Origin of the sequence: Streptomyces sp. NPDC056628, from assembly GCF_042792555.1 — a bacterium.
GTDB lineage: Bacteria > Actinomycetota > Actinomycetes > Streptomycetales > Streptomycetaceae > Streptomyces.
The window spans coordinates 44,194-61,047 of sequence record NZ_JBHTWG010000019.1 but is presented as its reverse complement, the minus strand read 5'-3'; the positions used below and the strand labels follow the sequence as shown (position 1 = coordinate 61,047).

The following is a 16,854-nucleotide window of genomic DNA, read 5'->3' as shown; positions in this document are numbered from 1 at the left end:
CCGTTCCCGCGCTCACTCCTTGGCCCGCACCACGTCCTCGGGCGCACGGGCCGGCGCCGGCACCGCGGCCGCCGCCCCGTCGCCGTCCGTGTTGACGCTCTCCACCACGGCGAGGCGCTCCGGGGTGTCCTCCGGCTTCAGGCGGCCGATGAGGATGTAGAGGACGAGCGAGACCGCCAGCGGGATGGAGACCTGGTACTGGAGCGGCACTCCGCCGTCGACGTTCCAGCTGATCGGGTAGTTGACCAGCCAGAAGGCGAGCAGGCCCATCGACCAGCTGGTGAGCGCGGCGGTCGGCCCGGAGCGGCGGAACGGCCGCAGCAGGCCCAGCATCATCGGGATCGCGATGGGGCCCATGAGACCGGCGACCCACTTGATCACGACGGTGATGATGTCCTTGAACGTGGGGGAGTTGACCTGGGTCGCCACCGCCATCGACAGGCCGAGGAAGACGACGGTCGTCACGCGTGCCGCGACCAGGCCGGACCGCTCGTTCCAGGCCCGCGCCCGCTTCGACAGCACCGGCGCCACGTCCCGGGTGAAGACGGCGGCGATGGCGTTGGCGTCGGAGGAGCACATGGCCATGGTGTGCGAGAAGAAGCCGACGATGACCAGGCCCAGCAGGCCGTGCGGCAGCAGCTGTTCGGTCATCAGGGCGTAGGAGTCGGAGCCGTCGGGCTTCTGCGACTCGACCAGCAGCGGCGACATCCACATCGGGAAGAACAGCACGAGCGGCCAGACCAGCCACAGTACCGCCGAGAGCCGGGCCGAGCGCTCGGCCTCGCGCGGGGTGGCCGTGGCCATGTACCGCTGGGCCTGGTTGAGCATGCCGCCGTTGTACTCGAAGAGCTTGATGAACAGGAACGCCAGCAGGAAGACCGTGCCGTACGGGCCGACCAGCGGCTCGCCGTGACCGTGCAGTTCGGGCTCGTCCCAGGCTCCCAGGAAGCCGATGCCCTTGTCGTTCAGCTTCATCACGACGGCGAGGAACATCGCGAGCCCGGCGAGCAACTGGATGACGAACTGGCCGAGTTCGGTGAGGGCGTCCGCCCACAGTCCGCCGATGGTGCAGTAGACGGCGGTGATGCACCCGGTGATGAGGATGCCCTGGTTGAGCGAGACCCCGGTGAACACCGACAACAGGGTCGCGATCGCGGCCCACTTGGCGCCCACGTCCACGATCTTCAGCAGCATGCCGGACCAGGCCAGTGCCTGCTGGGTCCGCAGGTCGTAGCGGTTCTTCAGGTACTCCAGCGGGGAGGCCACGTGCAGCCGTGACCGCAGCCGGTTGATGCGCGGCGCGAACAGCTTCGACCCGATGGCGATGCCGAGCGCGATGGGGAAGGACCAGGTGACGAAGGACGTGACGCCGTAGGTGTAGGCGATGCCCGCGTACCCGGTGAACATCACCGCGCTGTAGCCGGACATGTGGTGCGAGATGCCGGACAGCCACCACGGCATCTTGCCGCCCGCGGTGAAGAAGTCGCTGACGTTGTCGACCCGCTTGTGGGACCAGACGCCGATCGCGACCATCACGCCGAAGTAGCCGATGAGCACGGCCCAGTCGAGACTGTTCATGTGACCCCTTCCAGGGTTCCGCCCTGTGAACGGCCCGCCCATGGTCGATGCGCCGCAGACGGCACGACAAGCGCGAGTAGGGTCAACAGACAGTAAAATCGTTCTGCTAAGTGACTTGGGTTCACGGATATGAATGACAAAATCCGTGGGAACCCGTACGTCAGCGCATCAACTCCCCGGCGTTGACGAGCAGCGACTGCCCCGTGATGGCCCGTGCCCGATCGGAGGCGAGGAACACCGCCGCGTCCGCCACGTCCCCGTCGGTGGGCATCTCCGGCAGCGCCATCCGCCCGGTCAGCCGCGCCAGCACCTCCGCCTCCGCGACGCCCTCCGCCCGGGCCGTGAACCGGACGAAGGTCTCCACCGCCGGCCCCCACATCCAGCCCGGCAGCACGGTGTTGACCCGCACCCGGCGCGGCCCCAGCTCCCGGGCGAGCGAGTACATCGCGCTGGTCAGGGCACCCTTGGAGGCGGCGTACGCGGCCTGGCGCACCTCGGACGGCGCCGCCACCGCCGACTGCGTGCCGATGAACACCACCGACCCCCCGTGCTCCTCCAGGGCCGGCAGACAGGCCCGCGTCATCCGCAGCGTGCCCAGCAGATTGACGTCGAGCACCGCCTGCCAGGTGGCGAAGTCCGCGTCCCTGAGCCCGCCGAACAGCGAGTCCCAGGCCGCCACATGGACCACCGCGTCGATCCCGCCGAACCGCTCCCGGGCCAGCGCGGCCAGCGCCGCGCACTGCTCCTCGTCGGTGATGTCGGTCGCCCGGTACGCGGTGCGCTTTCCGGCCGGGTCGATCCCGGCGGCGCTGCGGGCCAGTTGTTCCCCGGTCCGCGCCCCCAGCACCGCGTTCCCGCCGTCCCGTACGACCGCCGCCGCGACCTGGTGGCCGAGTCCCACGCCGACCCCCGACACGACCACCGTCTTGCCCGTGAGCAGTGACATCCCGGTGCCTCCCGACCCTGGCGCAATATCTGACGGGGCGTCAGAGTATGGGCGAGCCGAGGAAAGGGGAACAGCGTGAGCGAGGACACCCGCAGCGAGGTGTACGCCGAACTGGCCGCCGTCGGCCCGTACGGGGTCCGCCCCGGCCACGCCCTGATCACCATGGTCGAACCGCATCCCGGCCATGAGCACGCCTACAACCGCTGGTACGAGGACGACCACTACTACGCGGGCGCCATGGCGATGCCCTGGATGTTCGCCGGCCGGCGCTGGGTGGCCACCCGCGACCTCCAGCTGCTGCGCTACCCCGCCGAGTCGGCCGTCGCGCGGCCGGTCACCGCCGGCTGCTACCTCTCCACGTACTGGATCACCGCCGGCCGCTACGCCGACCACATGCGCTGGACCGTCGCCATCAACCGGCGCCTGAACCGCGACGCCCGCGTCCACCACGACCGCACCCATGTCTTCACGGCGTTCCAGGACCACGAGGCGACGGTGTACCGCGACGGCACGGCGGGCCCCCGCGACGTCCACGCCCTCGACCACCCCTACGCGGGCCTGGTCCTCCAGGTCGTCGACGCCGACGCGGCCGAGCGGCGCGCGGACCTGCTCGGCCGGCTGCGCGACCACCATCTGCCCGAACTGCTGAAGGGCTCCCCGGCCGCGCTGGTGACCGTCTTCAGCCCCACGCCCCTGCCGCTGGACCGCATGTCCTACGTCAAGCAGGTCGAGGGCGTCGGCACCCGGCTCACCCTGCTCTGGTTCCTGGAGGAGGACCCCCGGCGCTGCTGGCAGGACCACTTCACCGGACTGGACACGGCCGTCGAGAGGACGGGCCTGGGCCGGACCGAGCTCGTGGCGCCTTTCATCCCCACGGTGCCGGGCACCGACCGGTACGTGGCCGAGCTGCGCTGAGAGGCTGCGTCAGCGCAGCTCCTCCGGGCAGGGCGTGCCGCGCGGCACGTCGTAGGGCGCCGCCAGCCGGTACACGCCCGCCCGCGGGGCGACCAGCGTCGTCCAGCGGTCGCCCTTCGCGTCCTCCTCGGTCTCCATCAGACAGCCGTTGACGTTGGCGTACGTCTTGGGCTCGTCGTCGGGACGCTTGAGGGAGGCCTCCGTCTCCTTCGGCGGGTCGAGCTTCTTGCCCTCGGCGTCCACGATGCTCAGCCAGGGCGAGTAGGGGATGCGGATCAGGATGCGGCCCGGCTTGCTCACCCGCATCGTCATCTCGCCCTGCTCGGCCCGCTCCACCACGGCGTTCGGCTCGGCGAGCGGCGCCGGGTCGGTCACCTGGAACAGCTGCCAGTTCGCGTCGCCCCACACCTGCTTCAGATACGGCAGGCCGCGCTGCACCAGCTCCCGCTCCCGCTGCGCGGCGGAGGGGTCCGGCTCGTCCTTGGGCAGCACGACGAAGTGCACCGCCCAGCGCCGGAGCCACTCCCGGTAGTTCGCCGAGTTGAGGGTGTCGTCGTAGAAGAGCGGGTTGCGCTCCATGTCGGCCTGCCGGTTCCAGCCGCGCGCCAGGTTCACGTACGGCGCGAGCGCGGACGCCTCCCGGTGCGAGCGGGCCGGCACGACCTCCACCCGGCCCTTCTCGGCGCCGACCTCCTGGAGTTCGTTGACCAGCGGGGCCAGCTCACGCGCCCAGGACGCCTCCGGAGCCGCGTGGATGACGTCGTCGACCGTCTTGTAGCCGATCCATCCGACGAACGTCAGCAGGGCCGTCACCACCGCGTACCACTTGCGCGTGCGCGGCACCGTGAACGGCAGGGCCGCCACCAGCGTCACCCCGGCGAACAGCATCGCCAGCCGGGTGATGTTGGAGCCGATCTGCGAGCTGACCACCCACACCAGGACGACCGAGACGCCGTAGACCGCCGACACCAGCCGGACGGTCTTCCAGTCCGCGGGCACCGCGAGATGGACGACGACGGCCATCAGCAGCGGCATGATCACCGAGCCGAACACCATCGGCTGGGTGCCGGAGAACGGGAACAGCCACGCCGACAGCCCCACCACGGTGGCCGGCGCGAGCCCCAGCGCCCAGGCACCCGGACGCCGTTTCTGCAGGAACAGCGCGACGGCCACGAACCCGACGAAGAGTCCCGCGACCGGCGACGCCATGGTGGCGAGCGCGGCGAGCGGCGCCGCGCACAGCGCCTTCGCCCAGCGTCTGTAGCGCCACAGGTACGGCCAGCAGAAGACGACGGCGACCGCGCCCAGCGCGAACATCGTGCCCAGCGCGAACGTCACGCGCCCGGAGATGGCGTTGGCGATCAGCCCGAAGATCCCGGCGAGCGCGGCCCACAGCGGGTTGCGCACGGACCGGCTGCGCAGCAGGACCAGCATCAGCAGCCCCGCCGAGATCGTCCCGGCGATCATCATCGTCGTCCGGACGCCCAGGACCGACATCAGATACGGCGACACGATGCTGTACGACACCGGGTGCATCCCGCCGTACCAGGCGAGGTTGTACGCGGAGTCGGGGTGCCGGCCGACGAACTCGGCCCAGGCGTCCTGGGCCGCGAGGTCGCCGCCACTGTTCGCGAACGTGAAGAACCAGATGATGTGGAGCAGCCCGGAGAGGGCGGTGACCGACAGTGCCGGGTGACGCAGCAGACGCTCGCGCAGGGCGTGGACGGCCCTCCTCGGACGTGACGACGGCCCGTTCCGGGTGTCGCCCGGATCCTCCTCCGTGTGCGGCGCGGGCACGCGTATTCGCGGACCGGCTCCCCGTCCCGGATCGGCGTCGTCGGCGCGTGTCGGCTCCGCAGTGGCCACGTCTGAGGCACTCCCCGTGCTGTCTTCTGTTCCGGCCGCGTCCCGTGTCCCGCGTGTCTCGGCCCGGTCGGTCAAGGTGCTGCGGTCGTGCCCCGTGAGCGACGACCTGCCCGATTCGTGACGCTAGCACGCAGCCCGCCGGCGAACGCGGTCGGCGGGCTGCGGTGCGGTGACGCCGTAGCGCCCCCAGGTCAGCCGATACGGGTCAGTTTGTCCGTGAAGCCCGGCTCGGTGAGGTCCGTCTGGAGAGCGACGGGGATCTTCACCGCGCCGCTGGTGCCGTCGCCGACCGTGAGCGCGCCCACCTCGGTGCCGGCCTTCGCGGTGTGCGGGACCTCGTCGGGCGCGAAGGTCAGCTTCACCTTCAGGCCCGCCCAGCCAACCGCCGTGACGTCCTTGGCGGCCACCACCGGGGTACGGCCGCCCAGCCCGTCGTCCACGTAGCCGACGACGTCCCCCTTCTTCAGGACGGTCGCCGGCTCCAGGGCGCCCTGCGCGGCACGGATCAGCTGGTCGCCGCCGTACAGGGCGGCGCTGAGGATGGTGTTCTCCGGGCCGCCCGCGGGCTGGCGGACGACGGCGCCGATGATGGTGCGCGTCTCGCCGCCGACCTCCTTCTTCGCCGCGAAGACGAGGTTGCCGAGGGCGGAGGTGGTGGTGCCGGTCTTGATGCCCACCACGCCGTTCTTGCCGACCAGCTGGTTCCAGTTGGAGTGGTTGACGCCCTTGTAGTCGTCGTACGACATCATCGCGGCGACCTCGCGGAAGGCGGGCTCCTTCATCGCGGCCTTGGCCAGCTTCACCTGGTCGACGGCCGTGCTCACGGTGGTGTCGTTCAGACCGGACGGGTCGGTGTACGTGGTGTTCGTCATGCCGAGCTTCCCGGCGGTGGCGTTCATCTTCGCCACGAAGTCCTTCTCCGAACCGGCGTCCCAGCGGGCCAGCAGCCGCGCCACGTTGTTCGCGGACGCGATCAGGATGGACTCCAGCGCCTCCCGCTGGGAGATGGAGTCGCCCGCGGTCACGTCGACGGTGGACTCCTGGCCCGCCTTCGACTGGTCCTCGGCCGACTGGTCGATCTTGATCTTCGGGCCCTCGGCACCGCTCTTCAGCGGGTGCTCACGCAGGATCAGGTACGCCGTCATGACCTTGGCGACGCTGGCGATCGGCACGGGCTTCTGGTCGCCCGAGGAGCCGAAGCTGCCGATGCCGTCGACGTCCAGCGCGGCCTGGCCCCGGGCCGGCCACGGGATGTCGATCTTGTCGCCCTCGAAGGTGAAGCTGTCCTGCGCGGTCAGGTCCAGGGTGGGCGCCGGGAGCGGACGCACACCCTGCACGATCGCGAAGACGATCGCCAGCAGGATCACCAGCGGCGTCCAGATCTTGACGCGCCGCACCAGGGTCCGCACCGGGGTCTCCGGCGGCGGCGGGGTGTTCGTCAGCTCGGCGAGCAGGTCCAGCGGGGGCTTCGGCGGCAGCGGCTGCTGCGTGGTGCGCTCCGGCCCGATCTGCGGGACGGCGGCGGTGACGTCCGCCGGCGGCACGGGAGCCCGGGGGGCCTCGGGTGCCTTCGGGGTCTCCGGCGGGAGGTCCGGCTTGAGCGCGACGAACTTGCTGGTGCGCTCGGCGGGCGCCGGGGCCTCGGGAGCCTCGGCCTTCGGGGTCTTCGGCTTGGGCGCCCCGGACTTGGGCGCCCCGGACTTGGGCGCCTCCGGGTTCGGCGCCTTCGGCTCGGGTGCTTCGGGCTTGGGTGCCTTCAGCATGGTGGTCGGCTGGTCGACGTGCGGCGCGGCGGGGCGGGTCCGGAAGACCGCGGTCGCCTGGTCCACGCCCTTGCCACCGGCGGGGGTGTCCTCGGCGGCGGGCTCGTCCTCGGCGTCGTCGGCCTTCGACGCCTCCGGCTGCTCGGCGGGCCGGGTCCGGAAGACCGCGGTCGCCTGGTCGACGCCCTTGCCGTCGGCACGGGTGTCCTCGGCGTCTGCCGTGTGCTCGGCGTCGGTGCCGGCTTCCGCGCCGGCGCCGGAAACGCTGTCGGTGTCCTCGCCGGCCTCCTCGGCGCTGTCCTCGGCGCCGTCCTCCGCGCCCGCCTCGCCCTTGTCCTCCGGGGCGCCCTTGCCGTCGGCGGTCGCCACCCAGGCCGCGACGGCGTCCCTCAGCCGGTCCCCGTCCGTGCCGGGGGACTCGTCCCCGGAGTCCCCGGCGTCCCCGGAGCTGTCGGTGGCCTCGGAGTCGTCCGAGGTGCCAACCGCCTCGCCGTCGCCATCGTTGTCGCCGGCGTCCTCGGCGTCCCCGGCGTCCTGGGCGACCTCCGTGGCCTCGCGTTCGCTCTCGGGCCCCTCGGCGTCCTCGGTGGCCGGGGAGTCGCCGGAACCCTCGGCGCTCCCTGCGGCGGGCTCGGCGGCCTCGGCGTCATCGTCACCGTCGGCCTCCGGTTCCGCCGGTTCCTCCCGGGCCTCGTCCAGATCCTGGCGGGACAGCACCCGGGTGGCCGTGTCCACGCCGCCGCGCGAGGACGATTCGCGGGCCATCGCCAGGCGCGGGTCGCCGCCCGCGTCCTGGGCCGGACGGGTGGTGGCCCCGGGTTCGGGCCGGGACTCGGGAACCGGGACCGCGCTCCCCGACGTCGGTTCTGCCGACGACTCGCGCTGCTTCGACCTGTCGGGGGACTCGCCCGCCACCGATGCCTCCTCATGTGCCGCCGCACGCCCTCCGTGCGGCTGCCGAATCGTGGGCCGTCGCCCGGACACCGTGTCCGCACGGTGCCCGTGCCGCTGTCCGAACCAGATACCAGTGTCCTGTGCGCGGCCCCCACCTGACGCGGTAGACGAGAACGACATACCTACCGGTTCCGCTACGAACCGGTCACGTGCTCTCGACAGACCAATGTGAGAGGGGTCACCCTGTCTTTCATCCACGCGGGGAGGCATGGATGGGCAGGAGCCGCAGAACACTTCCGGAGGAGCTTCTGCTGCTGGCGTTGGACCCGGCCACGGGTACCACCGCGCAGCCGCAGTCGCTCGACCTCGGTCTGGCCGGAGCACAGCTAGTGGAGCTGGCGCTGGCCGGACGGATAGCCCCAGACGGGGATCGTATCGCCGTGGTGGCACCACGGCCGACAGGAGATCCGACACTGGACTGCGCGTTGGAGTTGCTGCGAAGGCGTGGCGCTCCGGTACGGGCCGTCCACTGGATCGGCGGGCCCCGGCTGGGGCTGCGCCAGACCTATCTCTCGCATCTGGAGAGGTGCGGCATGGTCGCCGCCGTGCCGGGCCAGATGTGCGGAGTGCTGCCGACGACGCGCTACCAGGCGACGGACACCGAGATCAGCCGGGAGATCAGGGCCCGGCTGGACTCCGCGATCCGCACCGGCGTACCGCCGGACCCGCGGACCGCGGCGCTCGCCGCCCTGGCCCACGCGGTCGGGCTCGGCAAGCACCTGTATCCGGGCAACGAGGGACGCTCCTCTCGCTCCCGGCTGCGGGATCTGATCCGGCACGACCCCATGGGCGGCCTCGTCGCGCACGCGGTGATGGACGTCCAGAACGGCGCGGCCGCACAGCCGCGTCGCGGCCAGCCACCGTCCGGCCGGCAGCCGGGCCCCGGCGGCAGGTCGCCGGCGGAACCCGCGCGCGCCGTCCCGGCACAGCCGCGCCGTGGGTCCATGGCGCGTGTCGTGGCCCACTGAGAGACCGCTCGACCCGTTCGACCCGCACCACACGCACGCCACGTGCAGCGCCGCGCCGTCCCCATGACCGGTTCGGGAGCCGCTGATCCGCGCGGGGCGACGGAACCGTACGTCCGTGTCTTCTCACGGACGGGGACACCGGTTCCGTCGCCCCGCGCGGCCGCGTGTGCCCGCGCGTATCCCCAACGGTGTGCGTCCTGCGCATATCCACCGTTTCCCAGCGGTGGTGAGCGCCTTGGTGGCAATCTGCTGAACAGCAGATACGCAAAGTGCCGATCACAAGGCAGGCAGCCGGAGGTGCACGTCCCGTGGCGTCCAATGTCAATCCCACCGTCAGGCGACGCCGGCTGGGCCAGGAGTTGCGCCGGCTCCGTGAGCTCAAGGGCATGACCGCCGAGGAAGTGGCCGAACGGCTGCTGGTCTCCCAGTCGAAGATCAGCCGGCTGGAGAACGGGCGGCGCAGCATCAGCCAGCGCGACGTCCGCGACCTGTGCGGGGTCTACGAGGTGGAGGACCACCGGATCGTCGACTCCCTGATGCAGATGGCCAAGGACTCGCGTCAGCAGGGCTGGTGGCACTCCTTCGGCGACATCCCCTACAGCGTCTACATCGGCCTGGAGACCGACGCCGCCAGCCTGCGCGTGTACGACCCGCAGGTCGTGCCCGGTCTGCTCCAGACGAAGCAGTACGCGGAGGCCCTGATCGCCGGGGCGCTGCCCGAGACCGCGCCGACGGAGATCGAGAAGCGCGTCCAGGTGCGGATGCGCCGACAGGAACGAATCTCCACCGAGGACAACCCGCTGCGGCTGTGGACCGTGCTGGACGAGGCCGCCCTGCGCCGGGTCGTCGGCAACCGCTCCCTGATGCGCGACCAGTTGGAGCAGCTCGTCGAGCAGTCCCTGCTGCCGCACGTCACCGTGCAGGTGATCCCGTTCGACATGGGCGCCCATCCGGGCCTCAACGGCCAGTACGCGATCCTGGAGTTCCCGGACGCGGCCGACTCCAGTGTCGTCTACATCGAGGGCGTCACCAGCGACCTGTACCTGGAGAAGGCGAACGACGTCCAGAAGTACAGCGTGATGTACGAGCACCTGCGGGCGCAGGCCCTGAACGTCGAGCAGTCGCGGCAGTTCATCGCGGACATCGCCAAGGAGTACGCGCGCTGAAAAAGCCGCACCGTACACCGTCACCCGTCAGGACGGAAGGCTCCATTGGAATATGCCACCCGGCCGAGTGAATAGTCGCTTCGTCGGCCGGGGCTGGCGAGTAGCGTCGATCACGCCACCGAGCGAAAGGTTGGCGTGAATCGCGCTGCCGGTCCGGCCAGGGCCGTGCCGCGCGATGACAGCACTCACCATCAGCATTGCGGAGCAAACATGGCAATTCGTCAGGGTTCCACGGACACGTGGACCAAGTCCTCGTACTCGACAGGGAACGGCGCGTGCGTCGAAGTCAAGTCGCCGGTCACGGCGGCCATGGCGGTACGGGACTCCAAGGTGCCCGAGGGCCCCGTCCTGGCGTTCCCCGCCGACGCGTGGAACACCTTCGTGGCGTCGGTCAAGGCGTGAGGGGCGGGTCCGTCTGACCTTTCCTTCCACCGGCCGTAAGCGTCACCACTGCACAGGCAGCACAAGGAAGAGCCCTCTCGACCAGTCCGCCGTCCTTGCCGAGAGGGCTCGGCCACACCCGTCAGGCACGGCGACCCGGCGCGGCGACCGCCGGCGTCACCCCCACCGCCTCACCCCGGATCACCTCACGGGGAAGGCCACGTCGCACACCGGGTCCCCGGCTCCCGCCGCCTCCCAGTCCGCGAAGTACACCTCGCGGCACGGACCCGCCTGCTCCAGCCCCTCCCGGGCGATCCACTCCTCCACCGCCTCGAACGCCGCCATGATCTGCGGATGCGCCACCTGCGCCTTCGTGATCCGGGTGAAGGCCAGCCGCCGCGCGGGCTCCACCCGTACCGAGGTGGTGTGCGTCCGGCCGGTCCGTGCGAGCCAGGCACGGGCCGCCGCCTCGTCCGCGACCGGCACACACGCCTCGGCCGGCCCGTCGCTCTCCGGCGACACCTCGGCGTGGTACACGACGAACGGCGGCGCCGTGATCCCGCCGCACTCCCGGCCCGCCGCCTCCAGCCGGCCCAGAGCCGACCCGATCCACACCGGCAGTTCGCCCACCAGCACATGGCGGGCCTCCCCGATCACCACCTGCCCGGGCACGTCCACCGTCTCGACCACGAACTTCCCGTACATCTCGGAGCTCCTCCCCGACAGTCGTCCACGGAGGTACTCGGCGAGCGTCCGCTGCCCCGCCACCCGCGCCTCGACCTGCGCCCAGTAGGCGGCGAGCCGGTCGGCGGCCGTCGCCCCGTCCGGGGCCCCGACCACCTCCGCGACCCGCGCGAGCGGCATGTCCAGCTGGCGCAGCAGCGCCACCGTACGGGCCCGTGCGACCTGCTCGGCCCGGTAGTAGCGGTACCCGCTGGCCTCGTCGACCCGCGCCGGCACCAGCAGTCCCAGCCGGTCGTACAGCCGCAGGGCCTTGGCGGACAGTCGCGCCCGCGCGGCGAACGCGCCGATGGTGAGCAGTTCCTCGTCCACGGCCTCATCCTCCGTCGCCGGGCGGTTCCCTCCGCCCGGCGACGACGACGCTCGGCTCTGCCCCTGGGGCAAGGTCAAGCGGTCAGGCCAGCTGGGCCTCGACGGCCGCCACGAGCTCGGCGGCCTCCGGCTCGGTGTGCCGCGAGAACCGGGCGACGACCGCGCCGTCCCGGCCGATCAGGAACTTCTCGAAGTTCCAGCGGATGTCGCCGGTGTATCCCTCGGCGTCGGCGAAGCCCACCAGCCGCTCGTACAGCGGGTGCCGGCCCTCCCCGTTCACCTCGACCTTCTCGGTCATCGGGAAGGTCACACCGTACGTGGCCGAGCAGAACTCGGCGATCTCCTCGGCGGAGCCGGGCTCCTGCCCGAGGAACTGGTTGCAGGGCACCCCGAGCACCGTGAAGCCGCGCTCGGCGTAGCGCTCCTGGAGCTTCTCCAGGCCGCTGTACTGCGGGGTCGCGCCGCACTTGGAGGCCACGTTCACGACCAGCACGACCTTGCCGGCGTACTGGGCGAGGTCGGCCGGGCCGCCGGTGAGGGCGTCGATGTCGACGTCGAGGGGTGAGGTGCTGTTCTGGGTCGTCATGGACCGGATGCTAACTCCGCTCCGTTCCGCGCCGGCGCGGGGCGTCGACGAGGACGTCCCCGGCCGCCGTCCGCGCGTACAGCACCGACCGGCCCGCCCGCCGCCGCTCCACCAGTCCCGCCTCCCGCAGCACCCGCAGATGCCGCCCGACCGAGCCCAGGCCCTGCCCGGTCACCGCGACCAGGTGGCTCGTGCTCAGGGGGGAGCCGAGGAGGACGAGGACGGTGGCGCGGGCCGGGCCCAGCAGGGCGGACAGACCCGCGGGGACGCTCCGGGCGCCCGGGTCGGTGAGGGGGCCGGAGCAGGCGTAGACGAGGGCGTACCGGTCGGGCTCCTCCCAGGAGACCCAGCCGGTGCGCGGGGTCACCGGCATGAACACCAGCTCCGCGCCGGAGATCTCGCGCGGCGGGTACTCCTGCAGGTTCACCTGGAGCCGGTTCCCGCCGAGCCAGCGGGTCTGTCGGGGCCGCAGGGAGTCCAGGACCGCCGCCCAGCCGCCCTGGCTGACCCGCGCGGTCCGGGCGGCCACGTCCGCCTCCAGGACGCGGCGGCGCCGCTCCCAGGACGGCCGTACGGTCCGGGTCCAGACGTGCTCCAGGAGCCGGGCGGCCCGCTCGGGCAGGTCGTCGCGGTCCAGCTCGGCGGGCAGCGGCCCGGCGAGGGAGACGGCGAGGTGGGCGCGCGCGGCGGCGGGATCGGCGGACCGCACCCGGGCGACGACGTCCTCGAAGGCCTCCCCGTCCCGCGGGGTGGGCGCGACGAAGTCGGCGATCCAGGACCGGCCGAGGGCGGCGCCCACCAGCCGCGCGGTCGTCGGGTCCGCCGCGAGGAGCGACCGGTAGGCGGGCAGATGGGCGCGCAGCCACGCCCGCTCGCCGGGGTGCGCCGCAGTGCCTGTGTGCAGCAGCCGCAGACTGGCGAAGGTCTCCGCGAACGGGGAGAGCACGAACCGGCTGCGCACCAGTGTGTCCGCGTTGAGCTGCCACCACCCCACGAGCACCCTCCCGACGTTTCGCGTGCGCGCGAAACAGTACGGCCGCCGCGCGCGCCGCCCCAGACTCCCCGCATGCGCAGCTACCGCGAGCTCTTCCGGACCCGTGAGTTCACGCCGTTCTTCCTCGGCGCCGCCGCCCAGGGCGCGGCCCTGACGATCGGCGGGCTCGCGCTCGCCACGCTCGTCTACCGGGCCACCGACTCATCGCTGCTGTCGGCGGTCAGCATGTTCGGGCCGCAGCTCGCGCAGCTGCTCGGGGCGACCTTCCTGCTGTCGGCCGCCGACCGGCTCCCGCCGCGGGCCGCGCTCAGCGGCATCGCCCTGGCCTTCGGCCTCTGCGCGGCCGTGCAGGCGCTGCCCGGGCTGCCGCTCGGCGCGGCCTTCGGCGTGGTCTTCGTCCAGGGACTGGTCTCCTCGCTGGGCGGCGGGGTGAGCGGGGGACTGCTCAACGAGATCCTGCCCAAGGGCGGCTTCGTGCTGGGCCGCTCGGTGTTCAACATGGTCTTCGGGCTGGTGCAGATCGTCGGCTTCGCGACGGGCGGCGCCCTCCTCGCCGTACTGTCCCCGCGTGCCTGTCTGCTCCTCGCGGCGGCGCTGTACGCCGTCGCGTCCCTCGTCCTGCGGCTGGGCCTGACCGCCCGTCCGCCGCGCGCCGCCGGCCGCCCGTCCGTCGCGGAGACCTGGCGCACCAACGCCCTGCTGTGGTCCTCGCGCCCCCGCCGCCTCGCCTACCTCGGCATGTGGCTGCCCAACGGCCTGATCGTCGGCTGCGAATCCCTCTACGTCTCCTACGACCCCGGCGCGGCCGGGGCCCTCTTCGCCTGTGCGGCGCTGGGCATGTTCACCGGCGACCTGACGGTCGGCCGCCTGGTGCCGCCCGCCCTGCGCCCGCGCCTGCCGATCCCGCTCCTGACGCTGCTGGCCGCGCCGTACCTGCTGTTCGCCCTGCGCCCCGGCCTGCCCTGGTCCGCCCTGGCGGTGTGTGTCGCCTCCGTCGGCTTCGGCGCGACCCTGGCCCAGCAGGAACGCCTGATGTCCCTCACCCCCGACGAACTCGCCGGTCACGCCCTCGGGTTGCGCGGCGCCGGGATGCTCGCCATGCAGGGCGTCGCCGCGGCCCTGGCGGGCACGGTCGCCCAGCTGACCACGCCGGCGACGGCGATGACCTGCATGGCCCTCGCGTCCCTCACCGTCACCGTGGCCCTCGCGACGGCCCACCGCCGCACCCCGCAGGGCGCGGCGGTGACGCAGGGCGGCGGGTGAGGGGCGGGGCGCCGGTCAGCGCAGCGTCAGCTGGGCGTCAGCGGGGGCCGCGACTGTTAGGGGTATGACGTCCATCGTCGCGGTCTCCAGCAGCCTGCCCGACACCATTCCGATCGCCCGGTTCCAGAGGGAACTCGGGCTGACCGACGTGCAGTTGCGCCGCTACCAGCGTTTCTACGGTCTCTCCGAGGTGTGCCGCGCACCGGAGGCCACGGAGACCGAGCTGCTGCTGCGCGCCGCCGCCAAGCTCGTCGAGCTGCGCGGTCAGGAGCAGCGGGTGAAGTACGTCCTGCAGGCCCGCACCATGGCCTCGCCGCTGCCCTACCCGATGACCTCCCTAGGACCGCTCCTGGCCGAGCTGGGCCTGGAGCACGCCACCGCGTTCGTGGTGGCCCACCACGCCTGCGCCTCGGGCCTGCTCGCCGTGGACATGGCCGGGACCCTGCTCGCCGCGGACCCCGACCCGGACGCGCTCGCCCTCGTCCTCACCGGTGAGAAGGCCCGTACCGGCAAGACGCAGTCCATTCCCGACGTGACCGTCATGGGCGAGGGCACGGCCGCCGTCCTGATCGCCGCCGACCGCACCGGACGGGACCGGATGCTCGGCTACGCCGCCCGCACCCACCCCCGCTTCGGCGCCGACTTCATCATGGGCGACGCGGCCGCGAAGGACTTCCAGGACCTGTACGGGCCGGGCCTGACCGAGGTGATCGGCGCGGCCCTGGACGAGGCGGGCTGCACGCTCGGCGAGCTCGCGCTGGTGCTGCCCCACAACGTGAACCGGCTGTCGTGGATCGGCGTCTGCAAGGAGCTCGGGCTGCCCCTGGAGCGGGTCTTCCTCGACCTGGTGCCGCACACCGGGCACTGCTTCTGCGCCGACCCCTTCATCAACCTCCAGCACGCCTCCGAGCTGGGCCGGCTGCGCCCCGGCGACCGCTACCTCATGACCAGCGTCGGGCTCGGGGCGACGTTCGCGGCGATGGTCTTCGAGCACTGACATCCACGAGAAGGACGAGGTCGACACAGATGCAACCACCGCCCGCCGGCTTCACCGCGCGCCTCAAGCGCGCCGTCACCGGAGCCGTCGACACCCCTCTGGTGTTCCTGGGCAACTTCGAGGTCGAGAACCAGTGGGCGGTCGGTGAGCCCGCGCTGCCCCGCGTCGGCGCCCACGCCGGCAGCGCGGTCGTCAACCGCATGGACGAGTTCGCGCTGCTGCTCGGCGGCAAGGACGACCACGTCGTCCTCAAGACCGCCCTCGACGAGGGCTACCGCGCCTACCTGGAGGGACTCGGCCTCGCCCTGCCCACCGTGCACGTGGTGGCCGGGCAGGACCCGCGCCGCACGGTCAGCGAGGACGCCCTCGCCGACCCGGGGCTGCTGCACACCCTGTCCGCGCTGGCCGCCGGCGGCGCCCGGCTGACCGGGCACGGCGTCTCCACCGTCGAGGAGGAGCTGTCCGAACGCACCGGACTGGCCCTGGCCGCCCCGTCCGCCGCCGTCTGCAAGCGCGTCAACAGCAAGGTCTACAGCCGCCGTCTCGCCGACGAGCTCGGCATCCGGCAGGCGCGGGGCTGGGCCTGCGAGACGCTCCCGGAGCTGGCGGACGCCGTCGCGGCGGCCGGGGAGCTGCTGGCGGCGGGCCGCAGGGTCGTCGTCAAGGACGCGTTCGGGGTGTCCGGCAAGGGCATCGTCGTCCTCGACAGCGGCAAGCGCCTCGCGCGGCTGCACCGGATGGCCGTCACCCAGGCCGAGCGGGCGGCAGGCGGCGGGGAGCCCCGCACGGCGCTCGTCGTCGAGGAGTGGGTCGCCAAGCGCGCCGACCTCAACTACCAGTTCACGGTGGGCCGGGACGGCTCCACGCACTTCGACTTCGTCAAGGAACTGCTCACCGAGAACGGCGTCCACAAGGGCCACCGCATGCCCGCCCGGCTGACCGAACGGCAGATCACCGAGATCGCCGCCACCGCCGGCCGGCTCGGCGAACGCCTGGCGGCCGACGGCTACTTCGGGGTGGTGGGCGTGGACGCCATGGTCGACCCCGACGGGGGGCTGTACCCGGTCGTGGAGATCAACGCCCGCAACAACATGTCGACGTACCAGAGCGTCGTCCACGAGGTCCTCGCCGGGCCCGACGAGGTCGCCGTCGCCCGGCACTTCACCGTCCGGCCGCGGCGCGCCCTGCCCTTCGCGGAGCTGCGCGAGGTCCTGGACACGCTGCTGCTGACCGAGCGCGGCCCGCGCCCGCGCGGCCTGTTCGTCAACAACTACGCCACGGTGAACGCCGCCGCCGCGGACGCCGGGGACGACGGCTTCGAGGGCCGGCTCTACGGCGTCCTCGTGGCCGGCTCCGACGCCGAGGTGGCCGCCCTCGACACCGACATCACCCGCCGCCTCGCGGCCCACACGGAACGGAGCTGA

The 16,854-nt window shown here is 72.3% G+C and carries 14 protein-coding genes; 7 read left to right on the top strand and 7 right to left on the bottom strand.

The features are described from left to right. Window positions 1-12: 12 nt before the first annotated feature. Both ACFRAC_RS22530 and ACFRAC_RS22525 read right to left on the bottom strand, forming a co-directional pair. Window positions 13-1,578: a sodium:solute symporter family protein gene (locus ACFRAC_RS22530; RefSeq protein WP_382926424.1), complete on the bottom strand. Its 1,566-nt coding sequence runs from the start codon at window positions 1,576-1,578 to the stop codon at window positions 13-15. Window positions 1,579-1,738: 160 nt separating this feature from the next. Continuing rightward, window positions 1,739-2,524: an SDR family oxidoreductase gene (locus ACFRAC_RS22525; protein WP_382926421.1), complete on the bottom strand. Its 786-nt coding sequence runs from the start codon at window positions 2,522-2,524 to the stop codon at window positions 1,739-1,741. A 75-nt stretch (window positions 2,525-2,599) separates the two neighbouring features. Between ACFRAC_RS22525 and ACFRAC_RS22520 the strand changes: the two genes are divergently transcribed. Further along, window positions 2,600-3,439: a hypothetical protein gene (locus ACFRAC_RS22520; RefSeq protein ID WP_382926418.1), complete on the top strand. Its 840-nt coding sequence runs from the start codon at window positions 2,600-2,602 to the stop codon at window positions 3,437-3,439. A 9-nt stretch (window positions 3,440-3,448) separates the two neighbouring features. On the opposite strand, the gene ACFRAC_RS22515 is transcribed toward ACFRAC_RS22520, so the two are convergent. Then, a complete protein-coding gene (locus ACFRAC_RS22515; protein ID WP_382926416.1) occupies window positions 3,449-5,305 on the bottom strand; it encodes an MFS transporter in 1,857 nt (618 codons plus the stop codon). 191 nt (window positions 5,306-5,496) lie between these two features. Further along, the gene (locus ACFRAC_RS22510) at window positions 5,497-7,983 is read right to left on the bottom strand and encodes a D-alanyl-D-alanine carboxypeptidase (RefSeq protein WP_382926413.1); all 2,487 of its coding nucleotides are present in this window, start codon (window positions 7,981-7,983) and stop codon (window positions 5,497-5,499) included. 251 nt (window positions 7,984-8,234) lie between these two features. On the opposite strand from ACFRAC_RS22510, the gene ACFRAC_RS22505 reads away from it, so the two are divergent. The 3 genes from ACFRAC_RS22505 (at window position 8,235) to ACFRAC_RS22495 (ending at window position 10,558) form a co-directional block, all read left to right on the top strand. Then, on the top strand, window positions 8,235-8,990 hold the full coding sequence (locus ACFRAC_RS22505) for a GPP34 family phosphoprotein (protein ID WP_361341244.1): 756 nt from the start codon (window positions 8,235-8,237) through the stop codon (window positions 8,988-8,990). Window positions 8,991-9,298: 308 nt separating this feature from the next. Continuing rightward, complete coding sequence (locus tag ACFRAC_RS22500; RefSeq protein ID WP_382926410.1) at window positions 9,299-10,156, top strand: helix-turn-helix domain-containing protein; 858 nt, start codon at window positions 9,299-9,301, stop codon at window positions 10,154-10,156. A 210-nt stretch (window positions 10,157-10,366) separates the two neighbouring features. Then, window positions 10,367-10,558, top strand: a complete 192-nt coding sequence (locus ACFRAC_RS22495) for a DUF397 domain-containing protein (protein WP_361341241.1) — start codon at window positions 10,367-10,369, stop codon at window positions 10,556-10,558. Between the two features lie 180 nt (window positions 10,559-10,738). On the opposite strand, the gene ACFRAC_RS22490 is transcribed toward ACFRAC_RS22495, so the two are convergent. The 3 genes from ACFRAC_RS22490 to ACFRAC_RS22480 form a co-directional block, all read right to left on the bottom strand. Further along, window positions 10,739-11,590, bottom strand: a complete 852-nt coding sequence (locus ACFRAC_RS22490) for a MerR family transcriptional regulator (RefSeq protein ID WP_382926407.1) — start codon at window positions 11,588-11,590, stop codon at window positions 10,739-10,741. Between the two features lie 82 nt (window positions 11,591-11,672). Continuing rightward, window positions 11,673-12,176 (bottom strand): glutathione peroxidase, encoded by a 504-nt coding sequence (locus ACFRAC_RS22485; RefSeq protein ID WP_382926404.1) that lies wholly within the window; start codon window positions 12,174-12,176, stop codon window positions 11,673-11,675. 10 nt (window positions 12,177-12,186) lie between these two features. Then, window positions 12,187-13,170, bottom strand: a complete 984-nt coding sequence (locus ACFRAC_RS22480) for an ArsR/SmtB family transcription factor (protein WP_382926400.1) — start codon at window positions 13,168-13,170, stop codon at window positions 12,187-12,189. Window positions 13,171-13,242: 72 nt separating this feature from the next. Here ACFRAC_RS22480 and ACFRAC_RS22475 point away from each other — a divergent pair, with 72 nt between their 5' ends. The 3 genes from ACFRAC_RS22475 (at window position 13,243) to ACFRAC_RS22465 (ending at window position 16,854) form a co-directional block, all read left to right on the top strand. Further along, window positions 13,243-14,433, top strand: a complete 1,191-nt coding sequence (locus ACFRAC_RS22475) for an MFS transporter (protein WP_382926397.1) — start codon at window positions 13,243-13,245, stop codon at window positions 14,431-14,433. Between the two features lie 64 nt (window positions 14,434-14,497). Further along, the gene (locus ACFRAC_RS22470; RefSeq protein WP_382926395.1) at window positions 14,498-15,430 is read left to right on the top strand and encodes a 3-oxoacyl-[acyl-carrier-protein] synthase III C-terminal domain-containing protein; all 933 of its coding nucleotides are present in this window, start codon (window positions 14,498-14,500) and stop codon (window positions 15,428-15,430) included. 29 nt (window positions 15,431-15,459) lie between these two features. Next, the gene (locus ACFRAC_RS22465) at window positions 15,460-16,854 is read left to right on the top strand and encodes an ATP-grasp domain-containing protein (RefSeq protein WP_382926392.1); all 1,395 of its coding nucleotides are present in this window, start codon (window positions 15,460-15,462) and stop codon (window positions 16,852-16,854) included.